Source organism: Mesorhizobium sp. CO1-1-11, from assembly GCF_020164995.1.
GTDB lineage: Bacteria > Pseudomonadota > Alphaproteobacteria > Rhizobiales > Rhizobiaceae > Mesorhizobium > Mesorhizobium australicum.
Map to the genome: position 1 here is coordinate 40147 of NZ_JAIUHE010000021.1, position 18014 is coordinate 58160.

Annotated in this window: 19 protein-coding genes and 1 pseudogene; 9 read left to right on the plus strand and 11 right to left on the minus strand. The window is 63.4% G+C overall.

From position 1 onward, the window contains the following. Window positions 1–21 precede the first annotated feature (21 nt). Window positions 22–1188: an NAD(P)/FAD-dependent oxidoreductase gene (locus tag LB554_RS23055; RefSeq protein ID WP_015314982.1), complete on the plus strand. Its 1167-nt coding sequence runs from the start codon at window positions 22–24 to the stop codon at window positions 1186–1188. Window positions 1189–1421: 233 nt separating this feature from the next. Here the strand turns inward: LB554_RS23055 and LB554_RS23060 are convergent, their stop codons facing one another. The 5 genes from LB554_RS23060 to LB554_RS23080 all read right to left on the minus strand — a co-directional run bounded on the left by LB554_RS23060 (window position 1422) and on the right by LB554_RS23080 (window position 4080). Continuing rightward, a complete protein-coding gene (locus tag LB554_RS23060; protein WP_224587102.1) occupies window positions 1422–2159 on the minus strand; it encodes a DUF72 domain-containing protein in 738 nt (245 codons plus the stop codon). A gap of 71 nt (window positions 2160–2230) precedes the next feature. Beyond that, on the minus strand, window positions 2231–2722 hold the full coding sequence (locus tag LB554_RS23065; RefSeq protein WP_140712227.1) for an SRPBCC domain-containing protein: 492 nt from the start codon (window positions 2720–2722) through the stop codon (window positions 2231–2233). Window positions 2723–2763: 41 nt separating this feature from the next. Then, window positions 2764–3210, minus strand: a complete 447-nt coding sequence (locus LB554_RS23070; protein WP_140660427.1) for an SRPBCC family protein — start codon at window positions 3208–3210, stop codon at window positions 2764–2766. Next, complete coding sequence (locus LB554_RS23075; protein ID WP_224587103.1) at window positions 3210–3527, minus strand: ArsR/SmtB family transcription factor; 318 nt, start codon at window positions 3525–3527, stop codon at window positions 3210–3212. Before LB554_RS23075 ends, LB554_RS23070 begins: the two co-directional genes overlap by 1 nt. Window positions 3528–3609: 82 nt before the next feature. Beyond that, entirely contained in the window at window positions 3610–4080 is a 471-nt protein-coding gene (locus LB554_RS23080) for a GNAT family N-acetyltransferase (protein WP_224587106.1), read from the minus strand. Window positions 4081–4232: 152 nt separating this feature from the next. Here LB554_RS23080 and leuD point away from each other — a divergent pair, with 152 nt between their 5' ends. From leuD to LB554_RS29660, 3 genes and pseudogenes are all read left to right on the plus strand, one after another. Next, complete coding sequence (leuD, locus tag LB554_RS23085) at window positions 4233–4838, plus strand: 3-isopropylmalate dehydratase small subunit (protein WP_224587107.1); 606 nt, start codon at window positions 4233–4235, stop codon at window positions 4836–4838. Between the two features lie 50 nt (window positions 4839–4888). After that, window positions 4889–5824 carry a hypothetical protein gene (locus LB554_RS23090; protein WP_224587109.1) on the plus strand — a complete coding sequence of 312 codons (936 nt, stop codon included), beginning with the start codon at window positions 4889–4891 and terminating at the stop codon, window positions 5822–5824. 172 nt (window positions 5825–5996) lie between these two features. Beyond that, a pseudogene (locus tag LB554_RS29660) lies at window positions 5997–6263 on the plus strand (nuclear transport factor 2 family protein); the annotation flags it as partial. A 171-nt stretch (window positions 6264–6434) separates the two neighbouring features. Here LB554_RS29660 and LB554_RS23100 read toward each other — a convergent pair. Then, window positions 6435–9794 carry a tetratricopeptide repeat protein gene (locus LB554_RS23100; protein ID WP_224587111.1) on the minus strand — a complete coding sequence of 1120 codons (3360 nt, stop codon included), beginning with the start codon at window positions 9792–9794 and terminating at the stop codon, window positions 6435–6437. 242 nt (window positions 9795–10036) lie between these two features. On the opposite strand from LB554_RS23100, the gene LB554_RS23105 reads away from it, so the two are divergent. From LB554_RS23105 to leuB, 3 genes are all read left to right on the plus strand, one after another. Then, a complete protein-coding gene (locus LB554_RS23105; protein ID WP_140618274.1) occupies window positions 10037–10420 on the plus strand; it encodes a RidA family protein in 384 nt (127 codons plus the stop codon). A 13-nt stretch (window positions 10421–10433) separates the two neighbouring features. Next, complete coding sequence (locus tag LB554_RS23110) at window positions 10434–10784, plus strand: VOC family protein (protein ID WP_224587114.1); 351 nt, start codon at window positions 10434–10436, stop codon at window positions 10782–10784. 184 nt (window positions 10785–10968) lie between these two features. Continuing rightward, window positions 10969–12072, plus strand: coding sequence for a 3-isopropylmalate dehydrogenase (gene leuB, locus LB554_RS23115; protein WP_140660421.1), 1104 nt, complete (start codon window positions 10969–10971; stop codon window positions 12070–12072). On the opposite strand, the gene LB554_RS23120 is transcribed toward leuB, so the two are convergent. From LB554_RS23120 to LB554_RS23135, 4 genes are all read right to left on the minus strand, one after another. Beyond that, window positions 12073–12522, minus strand: coding sequence for a MarR family winged helix-turn-helix transcriptional regulator (locus LB554_RS23120; RefSeq protein ID WP_224587116.1), 450 nt, complete (start codon window positions 12520–12522; stop codon window positions 12073–12075). Beyond that, window positions 12515–12943: a polyketide cyclase gene (locus LB554_RS23125; protein WP_224587118.1), complete on the minus strand. Its 429-nt coding sequence runs from the start codon at window positions 12941–12943 to the stop codon at window positions 12515–12517. Before LB554_RS23125 ends, LB554_RS23120 begins: the two co-directional genes overlap by 8 nt. Window positions 12944–13081: 138 nt before the next feature. Continuing rightward, window positions 13082–13813: a DUF805 domain-containing protein gene (locus LB554_RS23130; RefSeq protein ID WP_140791642.1), complete on the minus strand. Its 732-nt coding sequence runs from the start codon at window positions 13811–13813 to the stop codon at window positions 13082–13084. 215 nt (window positions 13814–14028) lie between these two features. After that, the gene (locus LB554_RS23135; protein ID WP_140660419.1) at window positions 14029–15897 is read right to left on the minus strand and encodes a DEAD/DEAH box helicase; all 1869 of its coding nucleotides are present in this window, start codon (window positions 15895–15897) and stop codon (window positions 14029–14031) included. A 35-nt stretch (window positions 15898–15932) separates the two neighbouring features. Between LB554_RS23135 and LB554_RS23140 the strand changes: the two genes are divergently transcribed. After that, window positions 15933–16247, plus strand: coding sequence for a hypothetical protein (locus LB554_RS23140; RefSeq protein ID WP_224587120.1), 315 nt, complete (start codon window positions 15933–15935; stop codon window positions 16245–16247). Window positions 16248–16354: 107 nt separating this feature from the next. After that, window positions 16355–17389 (plus strand): aspartate-semialdehyde dehydrogenase, encoded by a 1035-nt coding sequence (locus tag LB554_RS23145; protein WP_224587122.1) that lies wholly within the window; start codon window positions 16355–16357, stop codon window positions 17387–17389. 214 nt (window positions 17390–17603) lie between these two features. Here the strand turns inward: LB554_RS23145 and LB554_RS23150 are convergent, their stop codons facing one another. Next, window positions 17604–18011, minus strand: a complete 408-nt coding sequence (locus tag LB554_RS23150) for an ACT domain-containing protein (protein WP_140712215.1) — start codon at window positions 18009–18011, stop codon at window positions 17604–17606. Window positions 18012–18014 lie beyond the last annotated feature (3 nt).

An 18014-nucleotide genomic window follows, 5' to 3' on the forward strand; every position in this document is an offset into this window, starting at 1 on the left:
GACGGCGGATCGGAGAAAAAAGTGCGCTACGACATCGTCATCATCGGCGGGGCCATCGTCGGGTCCTCGATCGCCTACTATCTGCGCGAGGAAGGGTTTTCCGGCTCGATCGCGCTGATCGAGCGCGACCCGCAATTCGCCCATGCGGCGACGACGCTGTCCATGGCCTCGATCCGCCAGCAATTCTCCATTCCGCAAAACATCCGCCTGTCGCAGTTCACGCTAAAACTGTTCCGGCGGCTGAAGGAAGAATTCGGCACCGACGCCGATATCGGTTTTCGCGAGGGCGGCTATCTCATCCTTGCTGGCGAGGCCGGGCTGCCGATCCTGAAAGCCAACCACGAAGCGCAGGTCGCCGAGGGAGCCGACATCCTGCTCGAGGACGCCGACCAGCTGACGCGCCGCTTCCCCTGGCTGTCGGCCGAAGGCATCACCGCCGGCGCCTATGGCCGGACCGGCGAGGGCTGGTTCGACGCGCATGCGATGCTGATGCTGTTTCGCAAGGCGCTGCGGCAGAAGAAGATCGACTTCATCAGCGCGTCGGTCACCGGCGTCGAGCGGCAGGGTGACCGCGTCACCGGCGTCAGCCTCGACAATGGCGATCGGCTCGAGGCCGGCACCGTCATCAATGCCGCCGGGCCGAATGCCGGCAAGGTCGCCGCCCTTGCCCAGCTTTCGCTGCCGGTCGAGCCGCGCAAGCGCAACGTCTTCGTGTTCGACGCGCGGGACAAATTCACTGACATGCCATTATTGGTCGATCCCTCCGGCATCTATGTCAGGCCGGAAGGCTCGGTCTACCTCACCGGCGGCGCTGAGCCGGAAGAGGGCGACGGTCCGGCCGACCCCGGGGACTTCGACGTCGACTGGCCGCTGTTCGAAGAGGTAATCTGGCCGGTGCTGGCAACCCGCATCCCGGCCTTCGAGGCGATCAAGGCGACGCGCGCCTGGGCCGGGCACTACGACTACAACACGCTGGACCAGAACGCCGTGATCGGCCCGCACCCGCAAGTGACGAATTTCCTGTTCGCCAACGGTTTCTCCGGCCATGGCCTGCAACAGGCGCCGGCGGTCGGCAAGGCGCTGGCCGAACTGATCGTGCATGGCGGCTACCGGACGATCGACTGCTCGGCATTTGGCTACGCGCGCGTCGCCGAAGGGCGGGCCTTCCGGGAATTGAACGTGATTTGAGGTCAGGGGCTGCCTCGCGGGTTTGCCAGGCGCTCAGTTTCTTCGTCATTCCAGGGCGGAGCAGGAGCGAAGCGACGTCGCGGAGACCCTGGAATCCATGCCGTTACCGTTGTCGTAGTGTTCTAACGGCGCAGAACGAAGGGGGTGCCGATTGGCGCGTATTGTCGCGATAAGTCGACGTCGCGGCATGGATTCTAGGGTCTGCGCCGCGTCGCTGCGCTCCTTGCTTCGCCCTAGAATGACGAAGTCTGGGCGTCAACCTTGAGCGCGTTGCCCAGCGCATTGCCTCCGGCCGTATTGTCGAAGATTCCCCAGACCTCGGCACCCGAAGCGGCGGCGGCCTCGACTTGCCGGCTGAACCGGTCGAGGCTGTCGGCATCGTAGTCGGAATAGTAGACGCGCGGCGCGCCATGCCAGCGGAAATAGGCGAGGCCGGGCCAGCCGCCCGGCATCGCCGCAGGTGGCACCGGAGCGGGATCGGCGGCAACGCGCGCGATCCGGCGATCGGCCAGAAGCGCTTCAGCCTCTGCTTCGAACCAGCTGGGATGGCGCGGCTCGCAGACCAGCCTAGTTTCGGTTCGGGTGCCCACCATGTCGAAGAAATCGCTCGCGACATCGGGCTCGAAGGACAGGCTCGGCGGCAGCTGCACCAGAAGCACGCTCAGCTTTCCACCGAGACCTTCGACCTCCTGGAGAAAGCTTTGCAAAATTTCGTTGCAGTCCACGAGACGGCGCTCATGGGTGATCGCCTTCGGCATCTTGACGGCGAAGCGGAAGTGCTGCGGCACGGCGTGTGCCCAGCGTTCGTAAGTCTCGCGACGGTGCGGCTTGTAGAAGGACGTGTCGATCTCGACGATCGGAAAGTGCCGGGCGTAGCGTTCGAGATGCGATCCGGGTTGCGGGAAATTATTCTTGTATCGTGTCGGAATGCCCCAGCCAGCCGTGCCTATGAAACATGCCTGTTTTCCCATGCATGGGATGTGGACCAGAACAGGCGTGGGTCAAGGCGTGCGGAGGGGCGTGACGTCGCTCCGCACGCCGATCAGGCCGCAGCCAGCCTTCCAGCCTCGACATGCGCCTGCAGCCAGGCCAGCACCCGGGCCCAGTCCTCGGCATGTTCAGCCGCCGCCTCTTGCCGCCCGCCAAAGCCGCCATGGCAGATGGTGACGCGCGTGCCGTCGGCGATAGGCTCCAGCAGCCAGGCGACCCTGGTTTGCCGCCGGCCAAGCGTGGGATGGTCCCAGCCATGGGCCCACGTCTGCACGATCCGGCGCGGTGTTTCGATTTCGAGGAATTCGCCGCCGGCCGGCAGGTCCCTACCGCCGGCCGTGCGCACGACAACAGTCCAGCGGCCGCCGACGCGAAGGTCGGCCGACCAGTCGACCATCCGGTAGGTATCGGCTGACCCCCACCATTGCTCGGCTTCCTTGCCGACCAGCGCCTTGAAGACGCGTTCGGGAGGCGCGCCGATCTCGGCCGATGCCATGATCGTCTCGCCATTGGTCATGCTCCGCACCCTGAGAGCGTGCATCATCGATGCCTCCACGTGAAATTTGTTCCGCTAGCGAAACGAGTTCAAGCTTTCGATGGCGGACGCTCGAATCCCTTGCCGGTCTCGAGCAGGCTCTTCAGGCTGGCCAGCACCAGCGGCCAGCCTTTGGCGACATTGCCGATCAGCCTGTGCGGGCCGTCCGCCTCATGGGTGACGGCAAGTTTCATCAGCTCGCCGTCGGGCTCGATGGTGAAGGTGCAGCGCGTGTAGCCGTCTTGCCTGATCTCGGGCATCCATTCATTGCGCCATTTGATGACCAGGCGTCGTGGCGGGTCGATCTCGAGAATCTCGCCACTGTCGGCGACACGGCCGTCCGGGAAGATCAGCTTCCAGCTGGAGCCCACTTTCCAGTCGCTCTCCTGATAGGAGCAGAGGAAAAACTGCCGGTTGAACTCCGGGTCGGTCAACGCCTCCCAGAGTTTCTCCGGCGTGGTGCGGATATAGGTCACGTAAACGAAGCTGTTGCTCATCAGTCTTCCCTTTCGAGGCGTTTCTTCAGATCACTCAATGCCTCAAGCCGGTGGCGCTCGAATTTGCCGATCCAGCGTTCGGCGATCTCATTGATCGGAACCGGGTTGAGGTAGTGCTCCTTCTCTCGGCCCCGGCGGATGGTGGTGACGAGGTTCGCCTCTTCCAGGATCGCCAGGTGCTTGGTCACCGCCTGGCGGGTCATGGCCATCTCCGCGCACAGCGCATTGAGCGTCTGTCCGTTCCTGGCATGGAGGCTGTCCAGCAATTGCCGGCGTGTCGGGTCGGCCAGGGCGCGAAAGACGGCATCCATGCTCATGGCTTTAATATGCAACCATTTGGTTGCATGTCAAGCGACAAGGTCGCTCACCGTTGACGATGGATGGATCACAGAAGAAAAGTCAGCGCTTGCGGGAGATCCAGAAGGCGTCGGGCACGCGCTTCATGCCGATGCGTTCATAGAATCTGACAGCGTCCGGCATGGAAATCAGGCTGATGGCGACCGACGGTCCGAGCTGCCGGGCCACCTCGTCCATCAGTCCCTTGCCGATGCCCAGGCCTTGCGCCTTGGCCGAAACGGCAAGATCGCTGATGTAGCAGACCCAGGAAAAGTCGGCCAGGCAGCGGGCAACGCCAATCAGCGGCCTGCCTCCCATGTCGAGACCGGCCATGTCGAGACCGGCCCTGTCGAGGTGGGCCATGTCGAGACGGGCGGTCACGATCAGGTTGGCGCCCTCCAGCATCGCCTTCAGCCTTGCCTCGTCATCGACGGGCCGGACTTCGCCGAGACCGGATTCCACCAGCACGCGGCGGAATTCGGGAATGCCGAGCGCCGGTTCACGCGCATAGAGAACGTGGGAGTTTTCCACCATTGGACCAGACTGCACCATCGGGCGGTGAATTCGAAGCTGTTTTGCGCAGCGCCTTGTGCCGGCGCGCACGAACAGTTGCCTTTTATTTGCCCGCGGCTTTGTGTAAACCGAGCCTCAGCAAATCCCCCGCAACGAAAACACGGGCCAAAGCCATGGAAAAATTCACCAAGCTCACCGGCGTCGCCGCTCCCCTGCCGATCGTCAATGTCGACACCGACATGATCATCCCGAAGGATTATCTCAAGACGATCAAGCGCACCGGGCTTGGCACCGGCCTGTTCGCCGAGATGCGCTACAGGGACGACGGCTCCGAAAATCCGGATTTCGTGCTCAACAAGCCGGCTTACCGCAAGGCGCAGATCCTGGTTGCCGGTGACAATTTCGGCTGCGGCTCGAGCAGGGAACACGCGCCATGGGCGCTGCTCGATTTCGGCATACGCTGCATCATCTCGACCTCGTTCGCCGACATCTTCTACAACAACTGCTTCAAGAACGGCGTGCTGCCGATCACCGTCAGCCCAGAGGACCTGGAGAAGCTGATGGACGACGCATCGCGCGGCTCCAACGCCACCCTGTCGGTCGATCTCGAAGCCAAGGAAATCCGTGGTCCGGACGGCGGCGTGGTCACCTTCGACCTCGACGACTTCAAGCGGCACTGCCTGCTCAATGGGCTCGACGATATCGGCCTGACCATGGAAAAGGCAGGCGCCATCGCCTCGTTCGAGAAGAAGAACGCCGAACTGCGCCCCTGGGCTTGAGCGGCCGCCAAGACCGGCCCTTTCCGGGCCGGGTCGAGGGAGGGACAGTCATGAGACATCAGCTTCTTGCCGGCTTTTGCGGGCTGGCCTTGTTGCTGGCGCCCGCCGCGAGCGGGCTCGCGCAGACTCAGACGCCCGCCGCGCAGAGGGCGCCGGCGGTGGAAAAGCCGGCCCCCGATCAGGATGCGGGAGCCAACGCCGCCGACGCCGCCGACGACGACAAACAGGCGCCGGTGCCGTTCGAAGGCGGCCACCTCACCATCACGCAGCCGGAGCAGGACGGCGAGAAGGTGCTTGCTTATGACGGTAAGCAACTGGCCAGCAATTATGATCTCTTCTTCGACAAGATTGTGGAGGTTGGCGGCATCAAGGTGGCCTTGTTCGATGTTGGCGATGGCGGCAATCAATGCGGCCCGGCGACGGTGATCGTCTGGAAGCCAGAAGGCGGCGCCATCCAGAGCACCAAGGTCGAGCAGGACGAGTGCGGAGCGCCGCCCGCGGGAGTGTCCGACAACGCCATCTATTTCGTGCCCTATCTCCTGCCGGGGGACCAGAAGCCGGCCCTGCAGTGGTCGCCGACGGATGGGCTGACGATTTCGGGCAATCTCACCTACATGCCCGAACCCGGCACCGACTGGAAAGACATCGATCCGGAAAAGTACCAGAACATCATCGACGCCTTCCACAATGAGGCTGTCTACAAGGAAGCCGAAAAGCTGCTCGGCAAGGACATGCCCGATATGGCGACCAGCCTGCTGGTCGGCGGCGGCACGGAAAAGACCGCGTCCGGCGCCTTCTTCGCCAGCGGCTGCGTGCCGCATGATTGCGGCGGCAATGACGGCTTCATGGCCGTCGACCCGGCCAAGCACCAGCTCTATTTCGCCCGCCGCGGCGACAATGGCCAACCGAACGCCTGGCCGGCGCTGGCGACATGGCCGGCCGATGTGAAGGAAGCGCTGGACAAGGCGCTGGGGTCGGCGAACTAGCGCTGTCGCCAAGCGCGACGGTCTTCCGTCGCCATTTCCCGACGGAGGCTACGATGCAGAATCAGCGACAAGTGACAGCAGCCGGGCTGCTTCTTGGTGGCGGCTTGCTGACGCCGACCCTCGCCCGGGCGGCTGCTCGGCTCAACCACTGGCGGGACGGTTCGCGGCGACATTGAGCGCGGGCGATATCGATGCCTTCTCCGAACTGTTCGCCGACACCTATGTGAATCATCAACAGAGCGCCGCGGCACCGCCGCCGGCCAATGTCAGTCCGAAACAGGCGACGGTCGCTTTCTTCAAGGCGCGGCTGACGGCAATGCCGGATCTCAAAGTCGTCACGGAAGTCGTGGTCGCCGACAAGGACCGCGAGCTTCGTCTACAGCGGCACACAAGGGTGTCTATTTCGGTGTCGCACCGACCGGCCGGACGCTGCACTTCACCTCCTGCGACATTTTTTCGGGTGGAAGACGGTCGCATCATCGGGCATTGGGCATGGGTGATATCGCAGGCGTCCTGGCGCAACTGCGAGCCTGATTCATCACCGGCTCACCGTTGTGAGCCCGCCATCGGGCCAGTCGGACCGACCTCCATGCAACTCCGACGGACAAGCTTATTTCGCTTCGAGGCTGAGCGCTTTCTTGCGGTCGGCCTCGGCGCGTTTGTGGTTTCCCTTGGCTTCCCATGCTTGGCTTCGCGCTTGATAAGCGGCAGCGAAATTCGGCTTCATCCTTATTGCTTGGTTCAGATCGGCAATGGCGCCATCATAGTTCGATTGGCGAACGCCGATCGCTCCTCGGCCGAAGTAACCGAAAACGTTATTGCGATCGAGGCTGAGCACAGTCTCGAAATCGGCAAGTGCTGCTGCGTCTTCTCGCCGGGCCATTCGGAACATGCCTCGACCGGCATAGCTCCTGGCGTTCGTTGGATCAAGACGGACGGCTTTGTCGTAATCCGCCAACGCTCCGTCATAATCCCCTTGATATTTGAGGTTGCGGCCGCGATCGCCATAGGTCTCGCCAATGTCGGGATTGATCGCGATCGCAAGGCTGAAATCGGCAATGGCCTGAGCATAATCGCCCTTTATCTCCCAAAGGAAGGCGCGGGCCACATATGCGTCCCGGAATGCAGGGAACAGGAGGATTGCCTTGCCATACTGCGCGATGGCGCCGTCATAGTCATTTTCGTTATCCAGCACCCCTCCCTGCTCGAAAGCCACTCTGGCTGCAGGTGGAATAGTGTAGCCACGATCGGTCAAAGCCTTTAGATTCTTCGGCTCAGGCCCAACGGCACCCGATGCAGCAGCGTCTTTTGCCTTCGCGGCCAGAGCCGTAATGCGCTCGGTCACATAGCTGACATTGTAAGGATCGAATTTTATCGCCTGATCGAAATCGGCAATGGCGCCCTCATAGTCATTCATGTCGACTCGTGCCATGCCGCGCCCGAAGTAACTGGCTGCATTTTTCGGGTCGATCTTAATCGCCACTGAGTAGGCCGCGATCGCCCGCTCGGCGTCGCCCCTGGCGCTCCAAGCCGACGCGGAACAGACAAATGCGTCGCTCGCTTCCGGGTCAATCTTGGCGGCCTGGCTACAATCCGCCAAGGCTCCGTCGACATCGCCCGACATGGTCTTGGCGACGCCCCGGAAGATCCACGCCGACTCTAAGTTTGGGAGGAGATCGATCACCCGATCATAGTCGGCGATCGCTCGACTGTAGTTGCGTTTTGCGGCCCAGGCCTTGCCGCGACCGAAATAGGCGAACGGGCTATTGGGGTCAAGGGCGATCGCCTTCTCATATTGCCCGATGGCTTGCTCGTATTTTCCGGCACCCGAGAAAGTGTCGCCGTTCTGCACTGCGCTCAGGACGCCCGGGCGAGCCGCCTGAGCCAGCTCCGTTATCTTTGACGCGGGCAGCTTTTCGGTTGGCTTTGCTTTATCCTGGCTGAGTTGCCGGGCCAGGATTTCGACCCCGGCCGCGACGGAGGGCTTCGGCTGTTCCACCCTCGGTGGAGTCGACTGCATGCTTTCGCCGCTTGCAACCTGCTCGTCGCAAGCTCCTGCCCATTTCGGATCGAGTTCGACCGCGTGACTGCAATCCGCCGATGCCCCGGCCTTGTCCCCGTTCGTCGCCCTCGCTCGCCCTCGCGCCAGATAGGCTTCAGCATTGTCGGGATCGAGGCGGATCGCAGTGGCAAGATCGATGAGCGCGCTGCCGGCGCTATATTCCGCGAGACGCGCCTTGGCGCGCTCGATCAGGACTTTCGCAGCTGCCGGGTTCCTGGTCCCTCCCGCAGCCGACTCGGCTGGTTCGGCCGACGCATGGTCGTTGCAGGAACCCGTTCGCCTGGGGTCGAGATCAACGGCGCGCCGGCAGTCCTTGGCGGCGACGGCGTCGTTCCCTCGCGATGCCTCGGCGATCGAGCGGTTGTAGAAGGCGTCGGCATTGTAGGGGTCGCGTTCGATTGCAAAATTGAACGAGTCTATCGCGTCATTGAGATTTCCACGCGCCTGTTGCTCCAGGCCCCGCTTGAGCGTCCAGGCCACGATCTCGGAATGATCCACCTTCTTGGGATATGGCTGAAACGGCTCATACGTTGGAGGCTCGGCAGGCTTCGCCGCTTGCATCGCGGCTGGGTTGGAGGTGTCGGCGGTCTCGGGACCCTGATTGTCCTCCGTGTCTGGTGCCTGCAGTACGGGTTGCCCCTTCGCCCTGCGCTTGTCGAGCTGGACGCGAAGCCTTTCGTTGCGGTAACCCACGTTGGCCGGATCGAGCGCGATTGCCTTATCCAGATCGGCGAGTGCCTTGTTGGGATCGCTCGTCTCCCAGACAAGCGCCCTCTCAAAATACGGTTTTGGATCGTCGGCACTGATGGAAATCGCTTTGTCGAGGTCGGCAAAAGCCTCCTTTGAATTGCCGATTCGAGCCATAGTCATCCCGCGCACGCGATAAGCCTCGGCGTTGGCCGGGTTGCGGCGGACGGCTTCATTCAGATCGGTGAGCGCGCGGGTATAATTCTTCTTTAAGCCCCAGCTCTTGGCGCGATTGAAGTAGAAAGCGGAACTTGTTGGATTGAGCCGGATAGCCTCGTCGAATGCAGCGATGGCGCGGGTATGGTCGCCCTTTTCCTGCCACCCCACTCCAATCGCATTTTGAGCAGAAGCGGGGTTTGAGCCGGGGCCGCCGTCGCGCGGGTCGCCGAGAGCTTTCACGATCAGGTGGCTGCAAGCGCGTCCTTTGCTCACGTCGACGCCAGCTATGTACTTGCAGTCGGCTTCAGCGCGCTTGCGCTCGCCCTTCGCGATCCACGAGCGGACGCGGTCTTGATAAGGCGCGACCGGGTCGGTACGGACGCTCTCCGCTTTGTCATAGTCGGCTTGGGACCGCGCCGCGTCGCCCTTGTCTTCCCATTGGACACCGCGCACGCCATAGGCGATCTCGTTGGCGGGGTCGATGTCGATCGCCTTGTCGCACTCGGCAATAGCGCGATCATGCTCGCCTCCTTTGCCGAGTGCCCTGGCGCGATAGGCGTAGAGGTTGGCGTCGTTCGGCGTGAGCGCGATCGCGCCCGTATAGTCCGCCACGGCTCGGTCGAAGTCCCCCTTGCTCTCCCAGGCAATGGCGCGGTTGGTAAAAGCGCGCACGTAAGTCGGATCGAGCGCTATCACCTCATTCATGTCAGCGATGACATGGTCGATATCATTCTTTTGCGTATAGGCAAGGCCACGCCAGAAATAGGCATTCACGCGCAGATCGGGTATCTCGCTGCTGTCCTCGGCGATGGGCGTGCAGGCGGCGATCTGCTGGTCGGCGCCAACCTTGCCGTCGCTGAAACAGGTGGCGTAATCCATGCCCGCGCCAAGCGCCGTAGAGCCAAGCCCGGCCTGGGCCGCCATCGCTGTCAAGACTACCACCGGCACGCGCGAAAACCGTACCACGAAGGCGCGAGCGAGCGCGACGGTGCGGCTTGACATAATGATTCCTCCCCCCGGAGTGACCGCGTCTGCTCTCGCGGATACATATATAGTTCTCTTTTTGTTCCTGAATGCAAGCAGAAATTGTGGCGGCGGTTGACTTTGCCGATTTCCCTTTGTGGCGTCCGGGCACAAGCTGGCCCGTCGAGGCCACAGTTTCTGCACCGCCGATCCATCCGCATTGGCCCATGGCAGGATCGGTTTTTCCCCGCAGACTAGCTGCAACAATGCGAGGCTCCCCCATGCGCAAGCTCATCTCAACCGGCTCGCCGTTCGAAAAGACCGCCGGCTATTCACGCGCCGTGGTGCAGGGCGACTGGTGCTTCGTGTCCGGGACGACCGGCTACGATTACGCCACCATGACGATGCCGGACAGTGTCGAGGCGCAGACGCGCAATTGCCTGGCGACGATCGGCAAGGCGTTGCAGGATGGCGGCTTCGAGATATCCGACGTGGTGCGCGCGCACTACTACATCACCGACCAGGCCTTCGTGGATGTCGTCTTCCCGATCCTTGGCGAGACATTCGGCGACATCAGGCCGGCGGCGACGATGATCGTCTGCCAGCTCAACAAGCCGGAAATGAAGATCGAGATCGAGGTGACGGCGCTGCGGCGTACCATGTGAGGAGACTTCCGCCATGAAGGTCCGGCGTATCGTGGCCAATATCGAAACGCCGGACGTGGCCGCGGCGAACCGTTTCTACCACGACGTGCTTGGCCTCGACATCCTGATGGATCAGGGCTGGATCGTAACCTACGGTTCCGAGGACATGATGCAGCTGCAGGTCAGCTTCATGGCGCAAGGCGGGTCCGGTACGCCGGTGCCGGATCTGTCGATCGAGGTGGACGATGTCGATGCGGCATTCGAAGCCATGAAGGGCGCCGGCTTCGCCGTCGAATACGGGCCCGCTGATGAACCCTGGGGCGTGCGGCGCTTCTATGTGCGCGATCCGCTGGGCCGGCTGGTCAACATTCTCTCGCACCGGTGAGCGCATCTTCCGTGGCCACTAACTTGGACATGCCGGCGGGACAGCGGCGACAGGTCCTTCGTCCTCCCCTTGCGCTGCAACCGCTTGGCGTTTAGCAAGGCCGCGTCGCACAGCGCCGCGCGCCTCTTTGGCGCGCGAAGGACGCCGTGCAAACCGAAACGCATTCTTTCTAGGACGGCTCACCATGGCAACGAAGCATCTTTTCCTGCTCCCCGGCGACGGCATCGGCCCCGAGGCGATGGCCGAGGTCAAGAAGCTGATCTCGGCCATGAACGCAAAGCTCGGCAGTGGCTTCGTCACCGACGAGGGCCTGGTCGGCGGCTGCGCTCACGATGCGCACGGCGCGGCGATCTCCGACGCCGACATGGAAAAGGCGATGGCTGCGGACGCGGTGCTGTTCGGCGCCGTCGGCGGCCCGAAATGGGATGCCGTGCCTTACGAGGTGCGCCCCGAAGCCGGCCTGCTGCGCCTGCGCAAGGACATGGAGCTGTTCGCCAATCTCAGGCCCGCCATCTGCTATCCGGCGCTGGCCGCGTCGTCCTCGCTGAAGCAGGAAGTCGTCGAAGGCCTCGACATCCTCATCGTGCGTGAGCTGACCGGCGGCGTCTATTTCGGCGAGCCCAAGCAGATCATCGATCTCGGCAACGGCCAGAAGCGCGGCATCGATACCCAGGTCTACGACACGTTCGAGATCGAGCGCATTTCGGGCGTCGCTTTCGAGCTCGCGCGGACCCGGAAGAACCATGTCACCTCGATGGAAAAGCGCAACGTCATGAAGTCGGGCGTGCTGTGGAACGAGGTCGTCACCCAGACCCACAAGGCACGCTATTCCGACGTCAAGCTCGACCACATGCTGGCCGATGCCGGCGGCATGCAGCTGGTGCGCTGGCCAAAGCAGTTCGACGTCATCGTCACCGACAATCTGTTCGGCGACATGCTGTCCGACATCGCCGCCATGCTGACCGGCTCGATCGGCATGCTGCCGTCGGCCTCGCTCGGCGCGCCTGACGCCAAGACCAAGAAGCGCAAGGCGCTGTACGAGCCGGTGCACGGTTCGGCACCCGACATTGCCGGCAAGGGCATCGCCAACCCGATCGCCATGATCGCCTCCTTCGCCATGTGCCTGCGCTATTCCTTTGGCATGGTCGACGAAGCCGACAAGCTTGAAGGCGCTATCGCCGCCGTGCTCGACCAGGGCCTGCGCACCAAGGATATTTTCTCACCCGGCATGACCGAGGTCGGCACGGTCGAAATGGGCGACGCGATCATCGCCAAGTTCCTGGGATAATCAGCGGATCTCGCCGGCAAGCTGCCGCAGCAGGCCGACGAGCCGCGCCTCGTCCACCGGCTCGAAAAACGCTGAGTCGGCGGCCTCGACGGCGACGATCGCTTGCTGGGCGGCCGCCGCCCCGGCGGCGGTGACGCGGATCACCTTGGCCCGGGAGTCCCGGGAATCGGCTTCGCGTGCGATCAAACCCTTGGCCTCCAGCCGGGCGACGACGTCAGAGGTCATCTTCACCTCCGTGCCGGCCTGGGCGGCGAGCTGCACCTGGTTGGGCGGTTCGCCATTGCGGCCAAGCCACATCGCCGAGGCGAGCAGCACGAACTGGACATGCGTCAGGTCGAGCGGCGCCAGCGCCGCCGCCATGACGCGCTGCCAGCGCATGGTGGTTCGCCAGAGCAGCAAGCCGGGGCTCTCCGACGGCCCGCCCTTGAAGCGCGTGTCGAGTTCAGCCATGGTTCGCCAACGCCTCCGCCTGCTCGAACAACTTGGCCATCGACACGTCGAAATCGCCACTGATCTGGGGCCCGAGTTCCGGGCCGACCTCGGCGGCCGAACGGCCTGAGATATCGAGCCGGTGCGTCACCTGCGTGCCGCCTTCGACGGGCACCAGAGTGTGCCGGAACAGCAGCTTGGTGTCGCCGAACGAAGTTTCATCGGCATAGGTGACGTTTTCGACGAGATCGACGATGGTCGATTCGAACGTGTCCTGACCGACCGGCGTCACCGAGACGCGGGTGCCCTTGGCGAATGGCCCATGCAGCACGAAGGTATCGGAGCCTTCATAAGTCAGGCGGCCTTCATGCAAGGCCTTGAGCGCGTTCCAGATGGCTTGCGCAGGAAGGGGGGAAGTCGCGGTGTATTCATTGGTCCACATCGTCTTGCTCCATTCACCTATTTAATCTGCACACAGACTATCTGTGCGCGGATTAAATTGCAAGCGGAATCTTCGTCTGTGATACGAAGTTCGGCTGAACCGTCGTTTTTTGGAGTGACTTTTCGAGGGATCTGGCTCCTAAACCCTGACTCCCGCCGGTATCGGTCCCCACTGGTTTTCACGCGCCTGGGTCGGGATCAGCGCGAAGACCAGGATGATCAGGCTGCCGATGCTGGGGATCAGGATCACCAGATAGAGCCAGCCCGACAGGCCGATATCGTGCAGCCGGCGCACGGTCATGCCGAGGCCGGGCAGGAGCGTCGCCAGGAGGAAGGTGCCGCAGAGGCCGACCGTCACCGCCGCCGAGACATCTGTGTCGAAATTGCCCATTTCGATATCGGTGAAGATGCCGATGCCGCCGACGATCAGCAGGCAGACCACCCAAAACAGGCAATAGCCCCAATATTCCTTGCGGCGGGCGCGGCCGGCGAAGTTGAAGTAGTTCTGCGTCAGTCCACGCCAGAAATAGCCCCAGAGATCACTGGGTTCGGCGGTTGCGCTCTCGCTGGATCGGCCGAAATGCTGCGCCTGCGGTGCGCGGGCTGTGGATGCGGTGCCGGCTTGGGCCGGTGCCGCATCTATGCCTGCGCCAACCGTCGAGTTCACGGCCGGGCCTGCGGTGGTTTGGCCAGCGATCGAAAAGACGTCGCGCGCCTGGCCGCCGCCCGGCTGGAACTCGACCGCCGTCCCGTTGGGCATGGCGGTTTGCCGGCGCAGGTTCTCGCGGGTGAAAGTGTAGCTGCTGCCGTCGGCTCCGGTGATGAAGCCGAAGCCCTGGTCCTCGTCATAGTGAAGCACTTCACCGCGCATCCGCCCGCCCCTTGTAGCCCGTTCCCTGCCAAGATGTGGCACAGGCCCAAGCCCATGGGCAAGCCGCCCATAGCTATGACAGCCAAGCGTTCCGATGCCTGCCGCGCGTCCCTGGCCGGGCACATCGCCAGACAGCACCGGCCGACACTGGCGTCGGCAAGCTGGGCGGCGATCATCCGGGCCGGCCTGAAGCAGAGCGCGGCCAGTCTGGATTCCTACGAAGGCCGCTTCTTCGTCTTCTTGTTTTTTGGCGGACCGGCGTTGTCGAATTTCGGCTTGCCCGGCTTCTTCGCCCACGGCTTTGCCTCATGCGTGGTGGCCGGACGATGGTCGACTGAAGCCGGTGCACGCTTCTCGAATTTGCGCTTCGGCGCGTTCGGGTCGAACGGCGCCTTGCCGCGATGCGGCTTCTTGTCCGGGCTCGGCGGCTGATAGCCGGCCCGCGACAGGTCCGGCGTGCCGTCCAGCCGCTTGACCACGATGTTGCCCTGCAATTTGCGGTCGGGACCGATCGCGGCGAGAAAGCGCTCCGCCCAGTCGGCGGCGATCTGCACGAACGTCTCTTCCGGCTGCATCTTGATGGCGCCGATCTCGCGCTTGGAAATGCTGCCGGCACGACACAGCATCGGGATCAGCCAGCGCGGCTCGGCATTCTGCCGGCGCCCCACCGACAGCGAGAACCAGACGCTGGCGCCGAAATCGTCGCGGCGGCTCGGTGCCTCGTCGCGAGGGCTGAATTTTTCGCCCGCCGCTCTTTCACGCGATGGCGTGAAAGGCGCGACGTCCATGAGATCCTCGGGCGCCGAGCGGCTGGCGCGGCATTGGCGCACGAAAGCGGCCGCCACCTGTTCGGCGCCATGCCGGCTAAGAAGCGCATCGATGAACTCGCGCTCGTCATCCTTGACCGGTTCGTCGAAAGCCGGGTCGGCAAGAATGCGCTCGTCGTCGCGCCGCATCACGTCGTCGGCCGAGGGCGGGCTCGCCCAGGTCGCCGTCAGCTTGGCGCTTTGCAGCAGCCGCTCGGTGCGCCTGCGGGCGCTGTTAGGCACGATCAGCGCGCTGACGCCCTTGCGCCCGGCACGTCCCGTGCGGCCGCTTCGGTGCAGCAGCGTTTCGGGATTGGTCGGCAGGTCGGCGTGGATCACCAGCTCGAGATTGGGCAGGTCGATGCCGCGCGCCGCGACGTCGGTGGCGATGCAGACTTTCGCGCGGCCGTCGCGCATCGCCTGCAGCGCGTGGCTGCGTTCGTTCTGGCTGAGTTCACCCGAGAGCGCCACGACGGAAAAATTGCGGTTGTTGAAGCGTGCGGTCAGATGGTTGACGGCGGCGCGCGTGTTGCAGAACACCAGCGCGTTCTTGGCCTCATAGAAGCGCAGCACGTTGATGATGGCGTTCTCGCGGTCGGCCTGGGCTACATTCAGCGCCCGATACTCGATGTCGAGATGCTGCTTTTCCTCGCCGGCGGCCGAGATGCGCACGGCATCGCGCTGATAGCCCTGTGCGAGCGTGGCGATGGAGCGCGGCACGGTGGCCGAGAACATCAGCGTCCGGCGCTCGGCCGGTGCGGCATCGAGGATGAATTCGAGGTCCTCGCGAAAGCCGAGGTCGAGCATCTCGTCGGCCTCGTCGAGAACCACGGCCTTCAGCGTCGACATGTCGAGCGAATGCCGCGTGATGTGGTCGCGCAGCCGGCCGGGCGTGCCGACGACGATATGGGCGCCGCGCTCCAGCGCGCGCCGTTCGGTGCGCATATCCATGCCGCCGACGCAGGACGCCACCGTGGCGCCGGTTGGCTCATAGAGCCATTCGAGCTCGCGCGTCACCTGCAGCGCCAGTTCGCGTGTCGGCGCCACCGCCAATGCCAGCGGCGCCGCTGCCGGGCCGAAACGTTCCGCGCCGTCGAGCAGCGTCGGCGCCATGGCAAGGCCGAAGGCGACGGTCTTGCCCGAGCCGGTCTGCGCCGACACCAGCGCGTCGGCCTGGCCGAGCTCCAGCACCGCCTTCTGCACCGGTGTCAGGTCGGAATAACCGCGTTTTTCCAGCGCTTGTGCCAGCGCGGGAACAATACCATCGAAGTTGGACATCTCGTTCTTTCGGAATTCAGGGTTCTGCGCTCATCATGGAGCACATGCCGGGGGCTGGCGACGCCAGCCAAACAATCTTGGCCGTTCGTACTTCCTGCCGCCCTTCTTGTACAGGGTGCCGTGAAGGCTATGCGGCGTACCGCCAATTGACTCCTGCCGCAAACCGCGTAAAAGCCCGCTTCGAACGGGATCGTTTTTCGATGCGCGGCCTTTTGATGGCTCTTCTTGCATTCGATGCCCCCAGCCTCAATGCGAACCATTGGGCCGGGCGCGTCGCTGCGTCGCCTCGTCCCGGCAAAACCCCATTCTTGGCCAAGAAAACCACCAAAACCACCAACAAAACGGTGTGATTCCCTTGGCCTAACCACCCTCTCCCGGGTCCGGCCCGGGGGACGGAACCCGCACTTGGCCGGCGGGTTTTCTCCAAAAACCAAGCGGAGAGGGACAGGAGATTTTTATGAGTTTCAAGGTTGCGATAGTCGGCGCCACGGGCAATGTGGGCCGGGAAATGCTCAACATCCTGGAAGAGCGCGGCTTTCCAGTGAGCGAAGTCGTGGCGCTCGCCTCGCGGCGCAGCATGGGCACGGAAGTGTCGTTCGGCGACCGCACGCTGAAGGTCAGGCCGCTCGACCAGTATGATTTTTCCGACACTGACATCTGCATCATGTCGGCCGGCGGCAATGTCTCCAAGGAATGGTCGCCGAAGATCGGCAAGCAGGGCTGCGTCGTCATCGATAATTCGTCGGCCTTCCGTTACGACCAGGACGTGCCGCTGATCGTGCCCGAGGTTAACCCGGACGCGATCTCGCTGTTCACACGCAAGAACATCATCGCCAACCCGAATTGCTCGACGGCGCAGCTCGTCGTGGCGCTGAAGCCGCTGCATGATTTCGCCACCATCAAGCGCGTCGTCGTCGCCACCTACCAGTCGGTATCCGGCGCCGGCAAGGAAGGCATGGACGAGCTGTTCACGCAGACGCGCGCGGTGTTCGTCGCCGACAGCGTCGACGTCAAGAAGTTCACCAAGCGCATCGCCTTCAACGTCATCCCGCATATCGACGTCTTCCTCGATGACGGTTTTACCAAGGAAGAATGGAAGATGGTCGCCGAGACCAAGAAGATGCTCGATCCCAAGATCAAGCTGACGGCGACCTGCGTGCGCGTGCCGGTGTTCATCGGCCATTCGGAAGCGGTCAACATCGAGTTCGAGAAGCCGATCACCGCCGATGAGGCGCGGGAGATTCTCCGGGACGCCCCGGGCTGCCAGGTCTTGGACAAGCGCGAGGATGGCGGCTACATCACGCCGCTGGAATCGGCCGGCGAGGACGCCACCTTCATCTCGCGCATCCGCGAGGATTCGACCATCGACAACGGCCTGTCGATGTGGATCGTCTGCGACAATCTGCGCAAGGGCGCGGCGCTGAACGCCGTGCAGATCGCCGAGCTCCTGGTCGAGCGCGGCCTTATCCAGCCGAAGAAGAAGGCGGCTTAATCCCGCTCACAGGCCGCACCGCCGCTGTCGTGGCTGGCCCTCCGCGAGGGCGCCGGACGACCGGCGGCCCGCCGTCGCGGGCCCGGCCTCCGGCCGTTAGCCCTCTTCTCCCCGTCACTATACGGGGAGAAGGTCCCGGCAGGGGGATGAGGGGCGGCGCTGGCCTGTCCATTTTGGCGCTGCGACTCATGAGATTAGCCGCTTTGCGCCGATTTCAACTCGCACTATCCACACTCAGTTCGCGCAGCATCGCCATCGCCTCCTCCGCCCGCCCAGCCGGCACGAACAGATGGTCGTGGTAAAAACCCGAGACCGGATTGACGCCCATGCCGGCGGCGGCTAGGCGCGCGGTGATGGCGGCAAGGAAGCCGACGGCTTCCAGCGATGAGTGGACGTTCAGCGTGATCATCCGGCAGCGGAACGAGGCGGTCAGCTCAGTGCTCCGGGCGGCTTCCTCCGTCACGATCAGCGTCGTGCCTTCGCGCTCCCGAAACGCCATGACCGGTTCGAGGCCTTCGGGCTGTGGAACGCCAGGCGCCAGCGTGGCGAAGACATAGATGCCATCGCGCAGTTCCGGCATCATCGACGCCAACAGAGTGCTCAGATCGGTCTCGCCCGTCATTTT